The sequence below is a fragment of the Halorubrum sp. BV1 genome (assembly GCF_000746205.1).
GTDB lineage: Archaea > Halobacteriota > Halobacteria > Halobacteriales > Haloferacaceae > Halorubrum.
In genome coordinates this window covers 384,149-401,447 of record NZ_JQKV01000001.1, presented here as the reverse complement: position 1 = coordinate 401,447, position 17,299 = coordinate 384,149, and the positions used below count along the sequence as shown (strand labels likewise).

18 protein-coding genes and 2 tRNA genes are annotated in these 17,299 nt (G+C 62.3%); 11 read left to right on the top strand and 9 right to left on the bottom strand.

Annotated elements, in window-relative coordinates; genetic code table 11:
* The first annotated feature begins 524 nt into the window (after window positions 1-524).
* Together EP28_RS02005 and EP28_RS13970 are read left to right on the top strand one after the other, a co-directional pair.
* The gene (locus EP28_RS02005) at window positions 525-1,895 is read left to right on the top strand and encodes a tyrosine-type recombinase/integrase (RefSeq protein WP_230455245.1); all 1,371 of its coding nucleotides are present in this window, start codon (window positions 525-527) and stop codon (window positions 1,893-1,895) included.
* Between the two features lie 269 nt (window positions 1,896-2,164).
* Window positions 2,165-3,259: a hypothetical protein gene (locus EP28_RS13970; protein ID WP_155118402.1), complete on the top strand. Its 1,095-nt coding sequence runs from the start codon at window positions 2,165-2,167 to the stop codon at window positions 3,257-3,259.
* Between the two features lie 9 nt (window positions 3,260-3,268).
* On the opposite strand, the gene EP28_RS13965 is transcribed toward EP28_RS13970, so the two are convergent.
* Window positions 3,269-3,703 carry a hypothetical protein gene (locus EP28_RS13965; RefSeq protein WP_155118401.1) on the bottom strand — a complete coding sequence of 145 codons (435 nt, stop codon included), beginning with the start codon at window positions 3,701-3,703 and terminating at the stop codon, window positions 3,269-3,271.
* A gap of 166 nt (window positions 3,704-3,869) precedes the next feature.
* Between EP28_RS13965 and EP28_RS14730 the strand changes: the two genes are divergently transcribed.
* Complete coding sequence (locus EP28_RS14730; protein WP_394297586.1) at window positions 3,870-4,031, top strand: HNH endonuclease; 162 nt, start codon at window positions 3,870-3,872, stop codon at window positions 4,029-4,031.
* Between the two features lie 134 nt (window positions 4,032-4,165).
* Here EP28_RS14730 and EP28_RS13960 read toward each other — a convergent pair whose 3' ends face one another.
* From EP28_RS13960 to EP28_RS01995, 4 genes are all read right to left on the bottom strand, one after another.
* The gene (locus EP28_RS13960) at window positions 4,166-4,303 is read right to left on the bottom strand and encodes a hypothetical protein (protein ID WP_155118400.1); all 138 of its coding nucleotides are present in this window, start codon (window positions 4,301-4,303) and stop codon (window positions 4,166-4,168) included.
* A complete protein-coding gene (locus EP28_RS14315; protein ID WP_196219585.1) occupies window positions 4,296-4,436 on the bottom strand; it encodes a hypothetical protein in 141 nt (46 codons plus the stop codon). The genes EP28_RS13960 and EP28_RS14315 overlap by 8 nt, the downstream gene beginning before the upstream one ends.
* A gap of 129 nt (window positions 4,437-4,565) precedes the next feature.
* Window positions 4,566-4,638 (bottom strand) — tRNA-Thr (locus tag EP28_RS02000).
* 572 nt (window positions 4,639-5,210) lie between these two features.
* Window positions 5,211-6,200: a class I SAM-dependent methyltransferase gene (locus tag EP28_RS01995; RefSeq protein ID WP_049982325.1), complete on the bottom strand. Its 990-nt coding sequence runs from the start codon at window positions 6,198-6,200 to the stop codon at window positions 5,211-5,213.
* Window positions 6,201-6,642: 442 nt separating this feature from the next.
* On the opposite strand from EP28_RS01995, the gene EP28_RS14510 reads away from it, so the two are divergent.
* Window positions 6,643-8,514 (top strand): hypothetical protein, encoded by a 1,872-nt coding sequence (locus EP28_RS14510; RefSeq protein ID WP_230455244.1) that lies wholly within the window; start codon window positions 6,643-6,645, stop codon window positions 8,512-8,514.
* A 195-nt stretch (window positions 8,515-8,709) separates the two neighbouring features.
* On the opposite strand, the gene EP28_RS01985 is transcribed toward EP28_RS14510, so the two are convergent.
* Together EP28_RS01985 and EP28_RS01980 are read right to left on the bottom strand one after the other, a co-directional pair.
* Window positions 8,710-9,003: a chorismate mutase gene (locus EP28_RS01985; protein ID WP_049982324.1), complete on the bottom strand. Its 294-nt coding sequence runs from the start codon at window positions 9,001-9,003 to the stop codon at window positions 8,710-8,712.
* A 4-nt stretch (window positions 9,004-9,007) separates the two neighbouring features.
* Window positions 9,008-9,907: a shikimate kinase gene (locus EP28_RS01980; RefSeq protein ID WP_049982323.1), complete on the bottom strand. Its 900-nt coding sequence runs from the start codon at window positions 9,905-9,907 to the stop codon at window positions 9,008-9,010.
* A 186-nt stretch (window positions 9,908-10,093) separates the two neighbouring features.
* On the opposite strand from EP28_RS01980, the gene EP28_RS01975 reads away from it, so the two are divergent.
* From EP28_RS01975 to aspS, 5 genes are all read left to right on the top strand, one after another.
* On the top strand, window positions 10,094-10,552 hold the full coding sequence (locus EP28_RS01975; protein WP_049982322.1) for a DUF5796 family protein: 459 nt from the start codon (window positions 10,094-10,096) through the stop codon (window positions 10,550-10,552).
* Between the two features lie 103 nt (window positions 10,553-10,655).
* Window positions 10,656-11,042: a ferredoxin gene (locus EP28_RS01970; RefSeq protein ID WP_049982321.1), complete on the top strand. Its 387-nt coding sequence runs from the start codon at window positions 10,656-10,658 to the stop codon at window positions 11,040-11,042.
* 102 nt (window positions 11,043-11,144) lie between these two features.
* A tRNA-Leu gene (locus EP28_RS01965) sits at window positions 11,145-11,229 on the top strand.
* Window positions 11,230-11,400: 171 nt separating this feature from the next.
* Complete coding sequence (gene larC / locus EP28_RS01960; protein ID WP_049982320.1) at window positions 11,401-12,756, top strand: nickel pincer cofactor biosynthesis protein LarC; 1,356 nt, start codon at window positions 11,401-11,403, stop codon at window positions 12,754-12,756.
* A 106-nt stretch (window positions 12,757-12,862) separates the two neighbouring features.
* Entirely contained in the window at window positions 12,863-14,167 is a 1,305-nt protein-coding gene (gene aspS, locus EP28_RS01955; RefSeq protein WP_049982319.1) for an aspartate--tRNA(Asn) ligase, read from the top strand.
* A gap of 99 nt (window positions 14,168-14,266) precedes the next feature.
* On the opposite strand, the gene EP28_RS01950 is transcribed toward aspS, so the two are convergent.
* A complete protein-coding gene (locus EP28_RS01950) occupies window positions 14,267-14,545 on the bottom strand; it encodes a UPF0058 family protein (RefSeq protein WP_049982318.1) in 279 nt (92 codons plus the stop codon).
* A gap of 116 nt (window positions 14,546-14,661) precedes the next feature.
* Window positions 14,662-14,877, bottom strand: a complete 216-nt coding sequence (locus EP28_RS01945) for a DUF7120 family protein (RefSeq protein ID WP_049982317.1) — start codon at window positions 14,875-14,877, stop codon at window positions 14,662-14,664.
* A gap of 222 nt (window positions 14,878-15,099) precedes the next feature.
* On the opposite strand from EP28_RS01945, the gene EP28_RS01940 reads away from it, so the two are divergent.
* Together EP28_RS01940 and EP28_RS01935 are read left to right on the top strand one after the other, a co-directional pair.
* Window positions 15,100-15,714, top strand: a complete 615-nt coding sequence (locus EP28_RS01940; protein WP_049982316.1) for a molybdopterin-dependent oxidoreductase — start codon at window positions 15,100-15,102, stop codon at window positions 15,712-15,714.
* A gap of 188 nt (window positions 15,715-15,902) precedes the next feature.
* Window positions 15,903-17,291, top strand: coding sequence for an isochorismate synthase (locus EP28_RS01935; RefSeq protein WP_049982315.1), 1,389 nt, complete (start codon window positions 15,903-15,905; stop codon window positions 17,289-17,291).
* The last annotated feature ends 8 nt before the right edge of the window (window positions 17,292-17,299 follow it).

Here is a 17,299-nt window from a genome sequence, read left to right as displayed (position 1 = left end):
TCTCCGGTGTCGGGAGTCAGATAACGCAGGGCTCGCTCTCTGGAGATGCGCTTGTGGGGGTGGGAATTTCAATCGGAACACTAGCTGTGGTACTCCTTCTTCCAACCTATCTGCTCGCTCGTCGATGGGAAAAGCAGTCTAACTCAAAGACGGTGGCTATTGTCCCTAGCTAATCGTTCTGAACCTCCGCTTATCGAAGGATTCACACAGAGAGCGTCTCGCCGGTCTCGACTTACTCTAGGATAATCGCAAGGCGCAGCACCCTATTCACTAACCACCCTGACGACGACCGATCACACTCCTTTGCTGAAACCGTACAACAGGTTGCCCGCGGCCTCGTTCGCGAATCAAATGTTGGCGACAATCCCATTCGCGAGACCGAGTCAAATATCGCTCTCCAAGGAGATCCAAATACAAAACCGGGTATCAGCGCCGGTACGTGTCTTTTGTACTCCCTTGCAGAACGAAGTGAAGTGAGAGCCGGAGGAGGGCTTTCAACCAGAGGTTTAACAGCCAGGGGTAGTATGGCTGCGAAGGACGCCGTCGACACGCTTCGCGACAAGCTCCAGGCCGGCGAGCGCGGTGGGAGCGAGGCCGACCGCGACCTGCTGCTCGCGTTCTCCGACGAACTGAAGCTCCGCCGTGAGGAGTACGGCTGGCACCGACACGAGAAGATGCTCCGTCACAACACCCGAGCGAGTGAGCACGCTGACGTCGACCTCGTCGACTCGGTGCTCCCCGAGCGCGAGGATGACGACTTCGACGCGGCGAAGGACGCTGCGAAGGTCGTCGTCCGCTGGATCCACGACACCTACGACATCGAGGAGGGGAGCCAGGAGACGAACCGCGACTACCGCGTCGCCTTCCGGATGTTCGCGAAGCACACGACCCGGGGCGAGGAGATCCCCGACACGCACGACTGGATCTCTACCCAGACGACGGGTGACTACCAGCCCGAGCCCGACGAGGCCGACATGCTCGACTGGGACGCGCACGTCCGTCCGATGATCGACGCCTGTCACAACGACCGCGACCGGGCGCTCGTCGCCCTCCAGTTCGAGGGTGGGTTCCGCGGCGGTGAGCTCCACGACCTCACGCTCGACCAGATCTCTGACTCCGAGCACTCGATCAAGGTCCGCGTCGACGGGAAGCTTGGTGAACACGACGTCCACCTCATCCGGTCGATCCCCTGGGTCTCGCGCTGGCAAGCTGAACATCCCGGCGAGGGCGACGACTACGTCTGGAGCCACCTGAACAAGCCGAAGCGGGTCAGCTACCAGCTCTTCTTGAAGATCTTCCGTGAGGCAGCAGGGCGCGCCGAGGTCGACGCGCCCGTGACCCCGACAAACTTCCGGAAGTCGAACGCCTACTGGCTCTCGAAGCAGAGGAAGTCGCAGGCGTTCATCAAGGACCGGCAGGGGCGCGCCCGTGGCTCGCCGGTCATCTCTCGGTACGTCGCAAAGTTCTCCGGGGAAACCCAAGAGTCGAAGTTCGCGGCCATGCACGGCATCGACGTCGACGTTGATGAGGATGACGAGGTCAGCGCGCCGGTCGTCTGTCACCGGTGTGACCGCAAGACGCCCGCCGATAACGACCTCTGCATGTGGTGCGGGACCGCCCTCGATGCCGAAACGGCGAAGCGCGTCGACGACCTCGACGACGTCAAGCTCGTCGTCGTAGTCGCTGTCGGCCAGCTGGTCGACGATCGGGAGCACCGCGCGCCGGAATCGCCAGAGTTCGGGCCACCGGCCGAGGTACTGTCGCGCCGCGAGCAGGAGCGCGAGCCCGACCGCAGGCCCGATGAGAGCGGCGTGCTCGATAGCGATACGACTCAGCGTGTCGATGGTCAACGCCAGCAGCGTGTACATGATGCTCCGGACCCAAGGCAGTTTTAACCGACAGCGCGGACCCTGCCGCTACTGGTGTAGGTTAAGTTTCTGTCACACCGGCGTCGATGCCGGCGATTTCGGCGGCGATCGTGTCGGCTCTAGCGTCGGCTTATCGTCGCAAGAGAAACGGATGTGAGGACTAAACCCCGATCACTCAGGAGTTAGTAATTCATTTAGTGCCGCTTATCGTGAAACAAGCCCGGTTGTGTTTAACACCACTACGAATTATGAATCATATCGTCAACTACTACTATAATGGATGCTGGTTTACACACATGAATATCCCATCACTTGTAAAGAACGGAGCTGAGAATCCTTCTCAGATTCCTGGATTTGTTCAGAACAAAATTTCGGAATATCGTACGCAATTCCAGTCGGAATTATACTGTCGGGCTAATAATATTTCTCAAACTGACCAACTCATCCATTCAGTAACATCATCTCAAGATGAATTTTGTATAATCGTTTTAGATGCGTGCCGTTACGACTATTTTTCTGAAGAATACTCCGATTTTATTAGAGGTGATTGCCGCAGAGCCTGGAGCCCAGTCCCCTATACAAAAAAATTCTTTAGAGATGTGTTTACTGACTATTATGATTTGACGTATATTTCCGCAACGCCACAAATATCTAATCTATCTCATAGCGACAGCGAATGGTCGGCGGAAGCGACATTCAAAGATATAATTCACGTCTGGAAACATGAGTGGGATCATAAACTGACAGGGATGCGGGCCGAGGCAGTAACGGAAGCAGCTCTGAACAACGTATTATCATCTTCAGAGACCCGTATGATCGTTCACTATATTCCTCCGCATTTCCCGTATATTGGAGAAACACAGATGGACCCGTTTAAACGAGCGGAAAGCGAACAATCTGATACAATCTTAGGATTGAATAAAGAAGATTGGCTTGAAAAAAACCAGGGAGGAAAGATGACTGAAGCCGCCGCTGACGCGTTTGATATCGATTTTTATGACTTAGAAAAATATAATATTACACCACCAGGAAGATTAATTTCAGACCAAGTTAGTGAGGGACGGATCCCCGACGAAGAATTGCGCCAAGCATATCGAAGCAATGTCCGCTACGCTATAAGTGAGGCCAGCCGGTTGGCGTCGTTTCTGTCGTGTCCAACATATATCACTGCCGACCATGGGGAATTCTTAGGAGAAACAGGTCGCTATTTCCACCCGGACTCTGCTCATCGCATTGTTCGCGAGGTTCCATGGTTTTCTGTTGATTCTGATATGCAAGGTGAACGAGACATCGAAGATTACGAATTTGAATATTCGGTTGCTGAGTGGGAATCTAAAGATATTAAAGACGACAGGGTTGAAGAACAGCTTCGAGATCTTGGATATATGTGAACAATCTGTCTATACCAAATTCCCCCACGTCGAACTGTCCTGTTTCAGCAAATACACACCATTGCCAAATCCGTCGCCACTGTCTTGGAACGTCACAACATCACCGGCGGTAAAGTTTGCGGCTGTCGGCTCTTCTTGGTTTGCACTTTCGTCGGCCAACCCGTTCACGACAATTAGGTTTGACGGCGAGTTTTTCTTATCAATTCCGCTCGGAATATAATTCGCACCAACGCGGACATCTGAGAGGCCGTTCGTTCCGTTAATCTCCAGAGAGACATTTTTCGTGGCATTGTGGACATTACCCCAGTACACCGCGGGACCAGCCCCAGCGAGTGCTGCTGTCGGGATGCCTTGGCTCTGCCCAAACGATGTATCGAATATATTTCCGATGGCAACAAACGGCCCATCGCCAATTGCAGATGAATTCAACTGTGCAGCGATCACAAGTTATTAGATGGCTTGATCGGCACAGTATAGAGCGTCATGACCCGGACACAGAAATGCGTAGAGCGCTCCGGAAGGTCCGGCATCGTTTTCTACTAAAAAGAGCGGGTACGAGATCTGGGCTAATTCATTCAATAGAAGCCACAGCCAGGTCTACGTTCACAGATTGTTAGCAGTGTCAGAATACAGGTTCGATTCGGTACACAACATGGATGTTCATCATCAGAACGGGATACCATGGGATAACAGACCCGAAAATATCGAATTAATTTCGAAAGAAGAGCATGATAGACACCATGCAAATGAACGGTGGGAAAATGAGTGCTAGCGACGAGCAGGCCGCTCGCGAGATCCGTAGCAAACACCGCTGATGCCTCTAGCCGGCTGAGTGCGGCCGGCTCCGCTATTTTATCAGCCGCTCGGAGAAGTCACGCCGAGCAGCGACAGGACTGCAAAAGGAGTCTACTCTGAGACGGCGTCGCCGGCGAGTGCGATGGCCCGCCCGGTCGGAGCGAACTCGACATCGGCCTCGTCGACGAGGAGATCGGCGAGCTGCGCGATGGCGAGGGCGTCGCGTGCGGAGAGGTCGTCCTCAGACATCGCCGACCGCCTCGCCGGCGTCGGCGTGGTCGTCGCAGACGACACGCTCACCGTGGTCTGGATGATCGATGACGTGCTCAGCGCTCTCGGTACAACCGAACGCCCCGCAGAACGCCCCGGACGAGACCGCCATCTACGCGGTCACCTCCGTTCCCGAAGCCGCCGGCTGATAAACCGTATGACGCTCTAGAGAGTTCCGAGCGTAACCCCGAGGAGTATCACAATCCCGGTTTAGCCGTGGGGTTGTAAACGAATTGGTTGAAGCCGGAGGAGGGATTTGAACCCTCGGCCTATTCCTTACGAAGGAATCGCTCTGCCAGCTGAGCTACTCCGGCGCGTATATGACCATTCCCGAACGGAAAAATAAGGGTTCCGAAACGGTGGCGGCGGTGAGTGGCAGTCGATGCCGACCGGATCTGTGGTTCCGATCGGTCGGTCTCGTCTCAAGAACCATTCGTTTCGGAATAACAGATATAGCACTACATACAAATAGGTATTCAGAGAATTGTTCGTAGTATATAAGGAAAAAGCATAAATATGTGGTCGAAGTTTTACCGAAGTGTGATGACACCGAACGCATGCCGCGATGGCGGGGATCGACTCCCTCGTCGGTGTGTGCCCGGTCGGAGCCCGTACCGGGCGTCGACGACCGCGTCGATCGCATCCCCCACGGCGATCCGACGTGCCACTCTCCCCAGCGAGTGATCCCCACGGCACCCGCGTGGCCAACGCTACCGGCGTGTCAAGCGCACAATCGCCTCTGACTTCGACCGGTCACGGGCCGTGGACTCTTGTCATGTGACGGGCCCGACGCCGTTCCGCCCCGTGATACCCCGGGCGGGCGGCGAATCTGCCTTTGCCACCCCTCTAGACCCTCTCATTTCACTGACGACCGGGCCTAGCCCGATCACGTCCGCGTCAGTCTGACGTCCAAACAGACGTTGTATTCGTGGGGCGCGTACGACCGGACGACCCGTTCGGTGTCCACGTCCACCGCGTACTCGTCGCCGGCGGCGGCGCGTATCGCGTCCGTCCCCGGACCGAACGGGTCGTCTTCGTGTTGGATGTCGTAGTAGTGGAGCACGCAGTCGTCGCCTGCCAGCGCAATCGCCGCATCGAGGAACTCGTCGGCGGAGTGCGGGAGATTCATCACGAGTCGGTCGGCCGTGTCGGCGTACGCCGTCGCCGCCTCGCGGACGTCACCGGCGACCGCGGTCACTCGATCGGCGACGCCGTTTCGCTCGGCGTTTTCCCGGAGGTACTCGATCGCCGTCTCGTTCAGATCGCAGGCGACGACGTCGGCACCGCGACTCCCCATCGGAACCGCGTAGGGACCGACTCCGGCGAACATATCGACGATCGTCTCGTCCGCGCCGACCTGCGTCACCACTCGGTGGCGCTCGGTCGCGAGCCGTGGCGAAAAGTACACCTCGGCGACGTCGAGCGCGAACTCGTGGCCGTACTCGCGGTGGACCGTCTCGGTGCCGTCCCCGGCGAGCACGTCCCACCGTCGAACGCGAAGTTCGCCTTCGATGGGTGACGCGCGATTGAGCACCGTCTCGCAGGGAAGATCGGAGGCCATCACCGCGTCAGCGATCGCGGCGGCGCGGTCGGCGTCGTCCTCGTCGACGATGACGATGTCGCCGAGTCGCTCTACCGAGGGCTCGAATCCGAGAATGTCGGCCGGCGTCTTCTGCCGATCGCGTTCGGCGACGTCGCGCGTCTCGATCCGGTCTCTGAGGCCGTCCGGAACGCGTTTCGCGTCCGTGACCGGAATGTAGATCGTGTCCCCGTCGACGGTGATCTCGTGGTCCCCGTCGAGCGCGTCGCGGTCGGCGAGTTGCTCGCGAACGTGCTCGCCGCGCTCGCGCGCGACCGCGACGCATGGAACGCTCATTGCCGCAACCAGAGGCGAGGCGATATAAACAGTGACGCTTCGCCGCGAGGGGACGCTCACAACGGGACGTCTCGACGGCGAGGCGGTGAATCCCGCTGAAACCGCTCTCTAGGGGCTCGATCAGTCGGTGGCCGAACGCGGCGTATCAGCGGTGAACTCGCCTTCCCGGCTCTCTCGCTGTTCCGCGCCGTGCGGGCCACTGAAATCGATAAAACAGCCGGGGAGCCGTCGCCGTCGTCGAGGTCGAGCCAGACCGGCCGGACGACGAAGAGCTGGCGGCCGCCCATCGGGAGGCCTCCGAGAGTGCGGTGGCACTCGCCGAGGAATGGAGTGACGCGTCCGACGAAGCGTGAGAACGCCTCGATGAGTGTACAATCCCGACATTTGACATATAATTTTTATAAGAGTGTTTATGATGGGTGAGGGTCTTTACCACACAGAGATGGAGTCTAAACGAGCGCACCGTTCGAAGCGGGATATCCCGGCTATGAGAACGAGCCGTCGACAGCTACTCACCGCAGGCGGTCTCTTGACCATCAGTGCGCTCAGCGGCTGCCTTGACAGCGTTGCGAGTGCGACGACCGATACCGGAGCTTCACCCGCGGCACCGTTCGCAGGTATTGGAGGGTACACGGGTCCGTCGCCAATTGATGAGCCAATCGTATACAAACTAACGCCAACACTCTCCGCAGACGTCGGCCCGGTCTCCGACGAGATCGAACTCGAAGTGTGGGTGACCGCAACCGCAACTGCAGCCACCTGTTGCTTCGACTACAACGATGGCGGTATTGGACGCAACCGGGCCAACTACAACAACAGTCGGAGCAACAAATCGATTATCCGCGGACCCGACGACGACTCAGACGCCGACGGACTCGACGACACCGTCGAACTCCGCTCGAACGCAGTAGACCTGGAGAACACACTCCTCTCTCAGACGAACGCGACTGCCGACTCCATCAGCAAGCGCTCCGCACGCACGGGACGGCGCGGCCTCGCAGATATGGGTGGCACCATCGAAGACATACAAGCCACGTTAGAGCGCTGTTCCGACGACGTGTGTGTGACCGTCCGGGAACACGCAGACGGCCGAAAGAAACTGGTCCAGCAGGCAGCCGCCCACATCGACAACGGCGAGTGGGAGGCCGCTAACGAAGTCGTTCACGACGTACGAGAAATCGTCAAAGGAGACATCAAACTCCTCGAATCATCGCTGGAAGATACCGCGGAAGAGTCACTCAGCAATTCTCACTTACAGGAACTGACTGGAGCAAGCCCCGAAGATATCGGTGCTCTCTACGCGCACCTCGCTGGTGAACCCATACTCAGCGAGCAGTTCACCATCACGGTCCCTGACGCTCGACTCTCCGCTGGAAACGTCGCACTCGTCGACGAACTCACGCCGCGCCGCATCATCGAGTACGTGACTGGAAGAACCGACGACGATGGACACGTCTACGCGTGGGGGGACAACAGGGTCTCCAATGAAAAAGACGACCCCAGCCCGATCTACGAAGGGGATGCAGTCGGCGGGGAAAACGTCCTCAACAGGGGCCTCATGGTCGAGGATAATTCGCTGTACAACTCGGACACGTTCCTCTCTGCCGTCTCCGGACCAGTCGACACGGGCATTCACCTCGAAGCATCAGGCAATACCGGGACGATCACCGTCACCGTACAGAACGACCCGCCACAGGCTACGGAGACGACACCAACCCTCGCGGTCAGTGCTGATGGGGCGGCTTCAGAACCCGCTGACTTCGATGAGTGGGGTTCTGAGAGCGGTGAGAGCGCGGTTACGTCGACGCTTGTGTGTCCGGTCATGGTCGCGCCGCCGGACTGTCCGTCGCCGTTCCCTGCGGTGTTGTACGTGCGCCGCTGTGAGAATGCTGACCAGTACATCTACTCGGGTGGGTGGGTCATCGACGATGGCAGTCTCTACGAGAACTCGGTCACACTCGTGGCTGTCGCGGGACCGACGGAAGTCATCGGTGTTGGCACTGGTGATTTGGATGGTGATGGGTACGGTGATGTGATGGCCCGTCGCCTTTCGGGAGACCGAGAGCGACGAGGAGCCCGGTTGTTCGATGGAGGGCTCTCGGACGCAGTTACTGAACGTGTGCTTTCAGAAGCAGATGGTGAAGACGTTATCCTTCGGAAGCGGCCGGGGAGAGAGACGCGGCAAGAGGTGGGAACGAACGATGTCCCTGTGGTGATTGCTCAGCAGGGACGACTTGTTCACTTCACAGAGGCGAACTCCACTGATACGGTGAAGTTCAAAGCTGGGGCAGAACTCTCGAAGAGCGTGAACTAAGCCGCCTGCGCTTAGCGGTTCCCTCGTTTCTCGACCTGTTCAGGCAACCGAGATACATACTGTCGAACGCTGAACGAAAGTCACGCATATCGTCGGAGACCTGTCCCCTCTCAGCTCGTTTCCGAGCGAAAACCATATGGATAGTATGGAGGAAGCGGACGAGGCGATCGAATATAGCCTCGGCCTGAGAGAACTCTAGCGACTCTCCCGCTGCTCGACCTTGTTCAGTTCGATCAGAAGTCGGAAGATCGCCTTCACGAGGTTGGCGTCGACGTCGAAGCGCTCGGCGTTGTCGCCGGCGCGCTCCATCACGCGCTCCTCTTGCCCCTCATCGGTCGTCGGGAGGTCACGGTCGGCCTTCACGGCCGCCACGGTGTCGGCGACGTAGGTCCGACGGGCGATCAGTTCGACGATCTCTCGGTCGATGTCCTCTATCTCGCGGCGCAGTTCGTCCAGACTCATCTCTTCGGGGGTCGGTGTTTCGCTCATTGGGTCACTCTCGGAGAACGGTCGCGCCGTCGTTTCTGGTGGTCGTTCGTCGCAGCGCGCCGGGCCGGTCGCCCCACGCGTCGGCGACAGCGTCGAGGTCGGTTTCGGGGTCGTCCGGGTCCGCGACGGCGACGACGCTCGGCCCGGTGCCCGACAGCGAGACGCCCGACGCGTGCGGCATCGCCTCGACCGCGGGGTCCGCGTCGAACCCGAGTGCGGCCGAGAAGGCGAGGCCGTTGACCGTCATCGCCTCGGCGTATCGCCCGTCGAGCGCGAGGTCCGCGACGAGGTCGGCCATGGGCGCGACGGACTCACAGCGGCCGACGTCGGCGTCGGCGGTGTAGGCGCGTTCAGGCGGGGTCCACACGAGCACGTTCCAGTCGACCGGATCGCGGGATCGGAGTTCGTCGCTCCCGTTGTCGGTGACGGCGACGCCGCCGAGCATCGAGGCGGCCGCGTCGTCGAACGCACCCGTGACGGTGACGCCGGCGGCGCGGGCGGCGCGGACGCCGAGCCGGCAGGCCTCGAGTCGGGTCACGTCGACGGACGGATCGTCGGCGTCGTCGCCGATCTCGAGGCCGAGCGCGTCACAAGTCGCGAGGACGGTCGCGTTAGCGGCCGCACTGGAGCTTTTGAGCCCCGCCGCGAGCGGCACGTCGCTGTCGGTGCGGACGGTGCCGCCCTCGTCGTCACCCCAGCGCTCGACCGCGAGGGCGACGCAGCGCTCGATCAGGTCGGTGTCGGCGTCGGCGTCCTCGGCGATCGTCCCGTCGACGGCGTCGCTGTCCGGGTCGAGCGCGACCGTCGCACGCGTCTCGACGTCGATACCGAAGGCCGCGCCGGTACCGGTCGCAAGCGCGTTCAACACGGTGCCGGCTCCGAGCGCCGCTGCCCGTCCCTCCATGCACTCACGGCTCGCGAGCGCGAATAAAGAGGTAGCGATCACGGCGAGTCTCTCACGGCGGCGATCCGCGGTGGCGTCAGACGTCCGCTCGCTCATCTACCGCTCTGTTGGCCGTTATCGACATGCGCCCGCCGCCAGTCGGCGCGTCCCGCGTCGCTTTTGAGGCGCGCGCTCGGACCGGTTCGTATGTCAGCGCCTTCGCGAAGCGACGTTCCGCCGACGTCGATCGGGATCGACCTCCGGGAGGAGGGCGTCGTCGTCGAGTACCTCGACGGGCGGACCACCCTCTACCGCGGCGTTCCCGAGTCCGTGGAAGGGTCGGTGACGGCCGGTCCGGGCAAGGAGACGCACGTCCTCGTTACCGACCCGACGGAGACGGAGGGCGTGATGACCTACGTTAACGACTACAACACCAACGACGAGATACTGGAGGACTCTGGCGTCGGTCGCGTCATGGTCGAAGCGGGAGAACACGAGGAGGTGTTCCCCGGCGTCGTCGTCGGTCGGACGGGACAGCGAAACGAAGTGATCGCTGACCCCGAGATCGCCGGCGGGCGCGTGTTCGTCTTCGTCGAAGACGGCTGGACGGAGGGGAGCTACGAGATCGTCGAGGGGCCCGAGGACGGACTCGACGCGCATTGGTGAGACGGCGGGGCTCGGAACTCCCTCGGGTAGAGCTGACCGAGAAAGCCATCGATGCGGTGGCAACGATCGACAGACGAAAGTCGCGTCGGCGTCGACGGGAGGTATGATCGACGCCGACGAGACGCCGGCGGACACGGACGAGGCCGAATCGGAGACCGACCGCGACGAGGTCGTTCGAGCGAGCGACATCGGCGGCGAGGGACCGCCGGTCGAGGAGAAGCCGTACAAGGTCGTCTTTGAGGCCAACAAGTGCTTCGGGGCGGGCAAGTGCGCGGAGGTCGCGGACAACTGGGTGATGGACATCCAGAGCGGCATGGCGAAGCCGCGGTCGTACTACATCGGCGAGGACGAACTCGACGAGAACATCCGTGCTGCGGAGGTGTGTCCCGCGAAGAAAGAACAGGGCGTGATCCACGTCGTCGACCGGCGGACGGACGAGGAGATCGCGCCCGACCCGCACGGCGACGGGACGCTCTCGGTCGACTGGTAGACCGGCGATACGTCGTCGTCCGGTCGACGATTGGCGGTCGGTCTGTCTCTTCGCACGGTCATCCGAAAGGGGTTTGACCCCGCCGCTTGAACCCGAATCCGAGCGGGGGTGGCTGAGCCTGGCCAAAAGCGGCGGACTTAAGATCCGCTCCTGTAGAGGTTCGAGGGTTCGAATCCCTTCCCCCGCACTCCTGCTGCGAGCAATCCGCGAGCAGCGGGAGTCGATCGGAAGATTCGATCCCGGAACGTCGTAGCACGGAACGACGAGCGAAGCGAGCCGCGACGCGGGTCGGGCGTATTCGGTGGGCCGTCACAGTCGAATCCGGAGGTATTTGTCCGCCGCTCGCGTCCGATGCTCCATGCGAACGCTCGTCTTCGACGGCCGAACCGGTGCCGCCGGCGACATGATATGCGCCGCCCTGATCGCGGCCGGTGCTGACCCGGCCGTGCTCGACCCCGTCTCGGAGCGGCTGCCGGTCCGGTACGAGGTGGGAGAGACGACGCGAAACGGCATACGCGCGACGACCGTGGACGTGCTCCTTGACCGTGACGAAGACGATATCACGCCGTCCGAGGGTGGTAACGATCACACTCACACCCACGACCACGACGACCACGGACACACTCACACCCACGACCACGACGACCACGGACACACTCACACCCTCGCCGAGGGCGCGGGTGTCACCCGAAGCTACGCCGAGGTCGTCGCGCTCGTCGAATCGATGGATCTCCCCGAATCGGTCGAATCGACGGCGCTCGATGCCTTCGAGCTGCTCGGCCGCGCCGAGGCGTCGGTCCACGGCACGGACCTCGACGAGACGCACTTCCACGAGGTGGGCGCGGACGACGCGATCGCCGACGTCGTCGGTGCGGCGCTCCTCCTCGACGACCTCGACCCGCGCCGCGTCGTCACCACGCCGGTCGCTACCGGGCGCGGAGACGTGGCGATGGCACACGGCGTGTATCCGGTCCCTGCCCCGGCGACGGCCGAGATCGCGACTCGGGCGGAGTTCGCGGTCCGCGGCGGTTCCATCGACGCCGAGCTGTTGACTCCCACGGGCGCTGCCATCCTCGGTGCAGTCGCCGATGGTGTCGATTCGGTCCCGGACCTCGCGGTCGACGAGGTCGGGTACGGTGCCGGCGACGCGACGTTTCCCGAGCACCCGAACGTGCTTCGCGTCCTCGTCGGCGACGGCGAGGATCGCACCGCCGCGGACGAGCGGGGTCGGGACGCTGACGGCCTCGTCCGCGATGACGTCGCCGTCCTCGAAACGAACCTCGACGACGCCACGCCGGAGGTGCTCGGCGGGCTCCAGGAGACGCTCTCGCGGGCCGGGGCGAAAGACGTGACGGTCGTCCCAACGACGATGAAGAAGTCGCGGCCGGGCCACCTCGTGAAGGCGATCTGTCGCCCGGACGACGTCGAGGCGGTCGCGGAGACGCTCGCCCGCGAGACGGGGACGCTCGGCGTCCGACAGTCGGGCGCGAGCCACCGGTGGATCGCCGAGCGGGAGTTCGAAACCGCGACGCTCTCTCTCGACGGCGCGGACCACGAGGTCTCGGTGAAGGTCGCATCGACCGCTGGAGGCGAGGTCTACGACGTCAGCGCCGAGTACGACGACGCGGCCGCGGTCGCAGCGGAAACGGGGATCGCTGTGCGGGAGGTGCTCCGACGCGCGGAAGCGCAGATTCGCGCGGCGATCGACGGGTGACCGCGACGGAGAGTGCCGACGAGACGACTCAGCGCGTCGGGTTCTGTCGCGGCGAGACGACAGGCCTATGATGGCCGCCCGACCAGTGGAACGTAACTCACTCTCCATGATCGAGCGTATCCACACGTCGGACGTCGAACCGGACGCGGACGAGGTCGCCATCGCCGGCCACGTCCACGAGATCCGCGATCTGGGAGGGCTCGTCTTCCTCATCGTACGTGACCGCGAAGGGCTCATCCAGATCGTGTTCAAAGAGGAGCGGGAGCCGGACCTGTTCGAGGCGGTCCAAGACGTCGGAGCCGAAGACGTCGTTCGCGTCGTCGGCGAGCCGCTGGAGAGCGATCAGGCACCCGGCGGCGTCGAGATCGCGCCGACCGAGTACGAAGTCATCGACGAGGCGGGCTCGCCGCTGCCGCTCGAGATCTCGAAGGACATCGAGGTCGACCTCTCCACCCGGCTCGATAACCGCGCGCTCGACCTCCGGAAACCGGAGACGCTCGCCGTGTTCACTCTGCGCTCGAAGCTGATCACGGCGATGGAAGAGTGGTTCGACGACGAGGGGTTCGTCGACATCAAAACGCCGCTCATCTCGAAGGGCGGAGCCGAGGGAGGCGCAGAGCTGTTCCCGATCCTCTATTACAACCAAGACGCGTTCCTCTCACAGAGCCCGCAACTGTACAAGCAGATGCTCATGGCCTCCGGCTACGAGGCCGTCTACGAGACCGGCACCGCGTTCCGCGCGGAGGACTTCGCGACCTCCCGACACGTCTCCGAGATCGCGATGTTCGACGTCGAACTCGCGTACATCGACGACCACGACGACGTGATGGACGTCCAAGAGGAGTCGCTCCGCTACGCGCTTCGCGCGGTCGTCGAGGACGCCGAGCGCGAACTAGACTTACTTGACGTGGATATCGAGGTGCCAGAAGACGACTTCCCGCGGATCACCTTTGAGGAGGCTCTCGACATCCTCGAAACCGAGTACGGTCACTTCCCGGACGATCCGACCGACCTCGACACGAAGGGAGAGAAGCTGCTCGGCGAGCACTTCGAGGAGCAGGGACACCCCGCCTTCTTCGTCGTCGGCTACCCAGACGAGAAGTTCTACTACATGCAGGACGTCGACGACGACGACATCGCGTCTCGGAAGTTCGACCTGATTTATAAGGGACAGGAGCTGTCGTCGGGCGGCCAGCGCGAACACGACGTCGATCGTATGGTCGAGGTCATGGAGGAGGAGGGCGTCGAGACGGCCAACTTCGAGTTCTACATCGAGGCGCTGAGCTACGGCACGCCGCCCCACGGCGGCTACGGACTCGGTATCGACCGGCTCGTCCAGAAGGTCGCCGGGCTCTCGAACATCAAAGAGGCGATCATGTTCCCGCGGGACCCGAACCGCTTGGAACCGTAGAGACGCGCCGGGATATCGGAGAAAGCCAGCGCACCGGCTTGCTATCTTTCCCGCGATGAAGCGCGAGGCGGTCTCCTCGATTCTCGGTAAAACCGCCGTTCAGATCTTGTTTTCGGCGTCGTCGGCGAGTTCTTTCATCCGCTTTCCGACGCGGCCCGCAGGCGAGAACTCGTCTTCGCTCATCGCGTTCGCGAGGGCGTTTCCGAGCACGAACACGGCGTGTTTGTGCTCGCTCTTCGACTTGTGGACGTGTGACGGGTCGACGTCGAGTTCGTCGTACGGATCGAAAAGCGAGCCGTCGACCGTCTCGTGGCCGCGGAAGTGCTCCATTATCGTCACCATCTGTTCGTGAAGTTCGAGCAGCTCGTCTTTGTGCATACCCGCAGATACGTGTCCTTGCCCCTTTAAGCGTTGTTGAGGGGGGCACGCACGGTTTCGTCGGTACTAGCGGTCGGGATCGCTGTGTGCGGTAAACCGGGTCCGACCGCCGCCAGTCAGAACACGTACTCGTCTTCGTGACCCATCATCCCCTCGTCCTCGAAGCCACTCGACTCTTCGTCGTCTCGGGGGCCGCTGGTCTTGTACGCCTTGATTCCCGTCGACAGAAGCTCTTCGACCGCTTCTTCTCGGTTGAGGAACTCCCCTTGCTCCACCATCTGGGCGATCTGCATCTCCAGATGCTCCGGCACAGTTATCTCCACTCGTGGCATTTCCTGTCGGGGAGTAATGGCAATGGGTATATAAATGTGGCGTCGAGGATGTGGATATACGAAAACAAAAGTAGAACAGTTCAGAAGTATACTTTGAATTCTTTTAACTCTGTTTTAGAATATTCGTATTAGTGAGCGTGTGCGTATGTGTCCGCTGCGTGAGAGTGTCGGGTTCCGGTCTGGAGCGACACCGATAGGTGCGTACGCCGCCGATCGGCACGCATGACCGACGCCGCAGCCGACGGTACGACGGATCTCACCGGCCTCTATCGGGAGTACGGTGACGACCGGCTCCCGCCGGGACAACGCGAGACCGACCGCTTCCCGGTGCTCTCGAAGGGCGAGACGCCGGCGTGGAACGCGGACTCGTTCGCCTTCGAGGTGTGGGGTGCCGTCGACGAGCCCCAATCGTTCTCGCTTGCGACGTTCCGCGACCTCCCTTCCGTCACGCAGCGACAGGACTTCCACTGTGTCACCGGCTGGAGCACGTTCGACTGCACGTTCACGGGGGTCAAGTTCGCCGAGATCGCGGCGCGTGCCGGGCTCGACGACGACGTCTCCCACGTCGTGTTCCATGCGCTCGACGGCTACACGACGAACCTTCCGCTCGGCGAGTGCACCGAGCCCGGCGTGCTGTTCGCGTACGGCTACGACGGCGGCGACCTCCCCGCCGACCACGGCGGACCGATCCGGGTCGTCACCCCTCACAAGTACGCGTACAAGGGCGCAAAATGGGTCACAGGCGTCGAGTTTCTCACCGAGAAGGAGCTCGGGTACTGGGAAAAGCGCGGGTACAGCGACACGGCGAACCCGTGGAAAGAAGAGCGGTACAGCTAGCGGTCGCGAGCCGAGTCACGAATCGTGTGTCGACGGGACGAGCCGGTAGATCGTGCGCCTGTCGACGGGATGAGACGGTGGATCGTGCGCCTGTCGACGGGATGAGACGGTGGATCGTGCGCCTCTCGACGGGCGGTGGGTTCCCCCGATAGTCAGGATAAAGGTTCCTCGGCCCGGAGTTCACGGCAATGGAACAGGCGCGTTCGACGTCGTCCCCGTCGCTCGTCAGCCGTACGACCGAGATCGACGCGCCGGCGTTCGCGGCGGCGTTCGACGCGCTTCCGGAACCGCTGACGACGTGGAACGCACCCGACGACGCGCTGGTGCTCGGGAGCGGAGCGGCCGCGACGCTGACGGGCCACGGCCCCGACCGCTTCGCCGAGATCCGCACCGCTGCTGCCGACCTGTTCGACTCCGGCGACGTCCACGCCGGCACCGAGGCCGCCCGTCCTCGCGTGTTCGGCGGCTTCGCATTCCACGAGGGGAGCTGTGACGGCGACCCGTGGAAGCCGTTCCCCGAGGCGCGGTTCGTCCTCCCGCGCGTACAGATGACGGTCGCCGACAACGGCGTCTGGCTGACGGTGAATGCGACCGGGCCAGACGCGTCCGTAAACGACGTAGAGCGTCGGCTCGGAGTCGAGGTGGACCGGCTGTCCGGCCTCGACGCGGGGACGGACCGGCCGCCGCGTCCCGGGATCGCGGCGAGCCATCGCACCACGAGCCGCGAGGCGTGGCGCTCCGGGGTGGAGGCCGCCGTCGACCGGATCCGGGGCGGCGACCTTCAGAAGGTCGTTCTCGCACAGGCGCTAGACGCAGAGCTCTCTGCCCCGTTTCCGCGTGCTGCGACGCTCGAACGGCTTGCGGAAAAGTATCCGGACTGTCACCGATACTACTTCGAACCCGCGAGCGACGGGCGCGGAAGCGCCTTTTTCGGCGCGACCCCCGAGCGGCTGGTCGCGCTCCGCGGCCGAACGGTGGAGACGGACGCGCTCGCCGGAACCACCGGCCGCGGCGAGACTCCAGAAGAAGACGAGTGGCTCGCGCGCGAACTCCTCGACGACGCCAAGAACGTTCACGAGCACGAACTCGTCGCGGAGACGGTCCGCGAGCAGTTGGAGCCGTTCGCCGCGTCGATCTCGGCCGACGACAGGCGCGTGCGTCGACTCGCCACGGTACAGCACCTCCACACGCCGATCACCGCGGAGCTCGACGACGACCGGCACGTCCTCGAACTGGTCGAGGCGCTCCACCCGACGCCCGCGGTCGGGGGACTTCCGCCGGACCGCGCGCTCGACACCATCCGGGAGGCGGAGCCGTTCGACCGCGGCTGGTACGCCGCGCCGGTCGGCTGGATCGACGCCGCCGGCAACGGCGCGTTCGCGGTCGCGATACGCTCTGCGGTCGCGCGCCCGCGTCGAGCGACGCTCTTCGCCGGCGTGGGTCTCGTCGCGGACTCCGATCCGGACCGCGAGTGGGACGAGGTGCAACTCAAATACCGGCCGATCCTCGACGAACTGGAGGATGGACCCGCGGACTCAGACGAGGAGGCGGGGACCCGGACGGCGGACGAAGACTAAGTTGCTCC

Coding starts and splice junctions, on each gene's coding strand:
- EP28_RS02005 (WP_230455245.1), top strand. CDS start 525: ATGGCTGCGAAGGACGCCGTCGACACGCTTCGCGACAAGCTCCAGGCC.
- EP28_RS13970 (WP_155118402.1), top strand. CDS start 2,165: ATGAATATCCCATCACTTGTAAAGAACGGAGCTGAGAATCCTTCTCAG.
- EP28_RS13960 (WP_155118400.1), bottom strand. CDS start 4,303: ATGTCTGAGGACGACCTCTCCGCACGCGACGCCCTCGCCATCGCGCAG.
- EP28_RS14315 (WP_196219585.1), bottom strand. CDS start 4,436: ATGGCGGTCTCGTCCGGGGCGTTCTGCGGGGCGTTCGGTTGTACCGAG.
- EP28_RS01995 (WP_049982325.1), bottom strand. CDS start 6,200: ATGAGCGTTCCATGCGTCGCGGTCGCGCGCGAGCGCGGCGAGCACGTT.
- EP28_RS14510 (WP_230455244.1), top strand. CDS start 6,643: ATGGAGTCTAAACGAGCGCACCGTTCGAAGCGGGATATCCCGGCTATG.
- EP28_RS01985 (WP_049982324.1), bottom strand. CDS start 9,003: ATGAGCGAAACACCGACCCCCGAAGAGATGAGTCTGGACGAACTGCGC.
- EP28_RS01980 (WP_049982323.1), bottom strand. CDS start 9,907: ATGGAGGGACGGGCAGCGGCGCTCGGAGCCGGCACCGTGTTGAACGCG.
- EP28_RS01975 (WP_049982322.1), top strand. CDS start 10,094: ATGTCAGCGCCTTCGCGAAGCGACGTTCCGCCGACGTCGATCGGGATC.
- EP28_RS01970 (WP_049982321.1), top strand. CDS start 10,656: ATGATCGACGCCGACGAGACGCCGGCGGACACGGACGAGGCCGAATCG.
- larC (WP_049982320.1), top strand. CDS start 11,401: ATGCGAACGCTCGTCTTCGACGGCCGAACCGGTGCCGCCGGCGACATG.
- aspS (WP_049982319.1), top strand. CDS start 12,863: ATGATCGAGCGTATCCACACGTCGGACGTCGAACCGGACGCGGACGAG.
- EP28_RS01950 (WP_049982318.1), bottom strand. CDS start 14,545: ATGCACAAAGACGAGCTGCTCGAACTTCACGAACAGATGGTGACGATA.
- EP28_RS01945 (WP_049982317.1), bottom strand. CDS start 14,877: ATGCCACGAGTGGAGATAACTGTGCCGGAGCATCTGGAGATGCAGATC.
- EP28_RS01940 (WP_049982316.1), top strand. CDS start 15,100: ATGACCGACGCCGCAGCCGACGGTACGACGGATCTCACCGGCCTCTAT.
- EP28_RS01935 (WP_049982315.1), top strand. CDS start 15,903: ATGGAACAGGCGCGTTCGACGTCGTCCCCGTCGCTCGTCAGCCGTACG.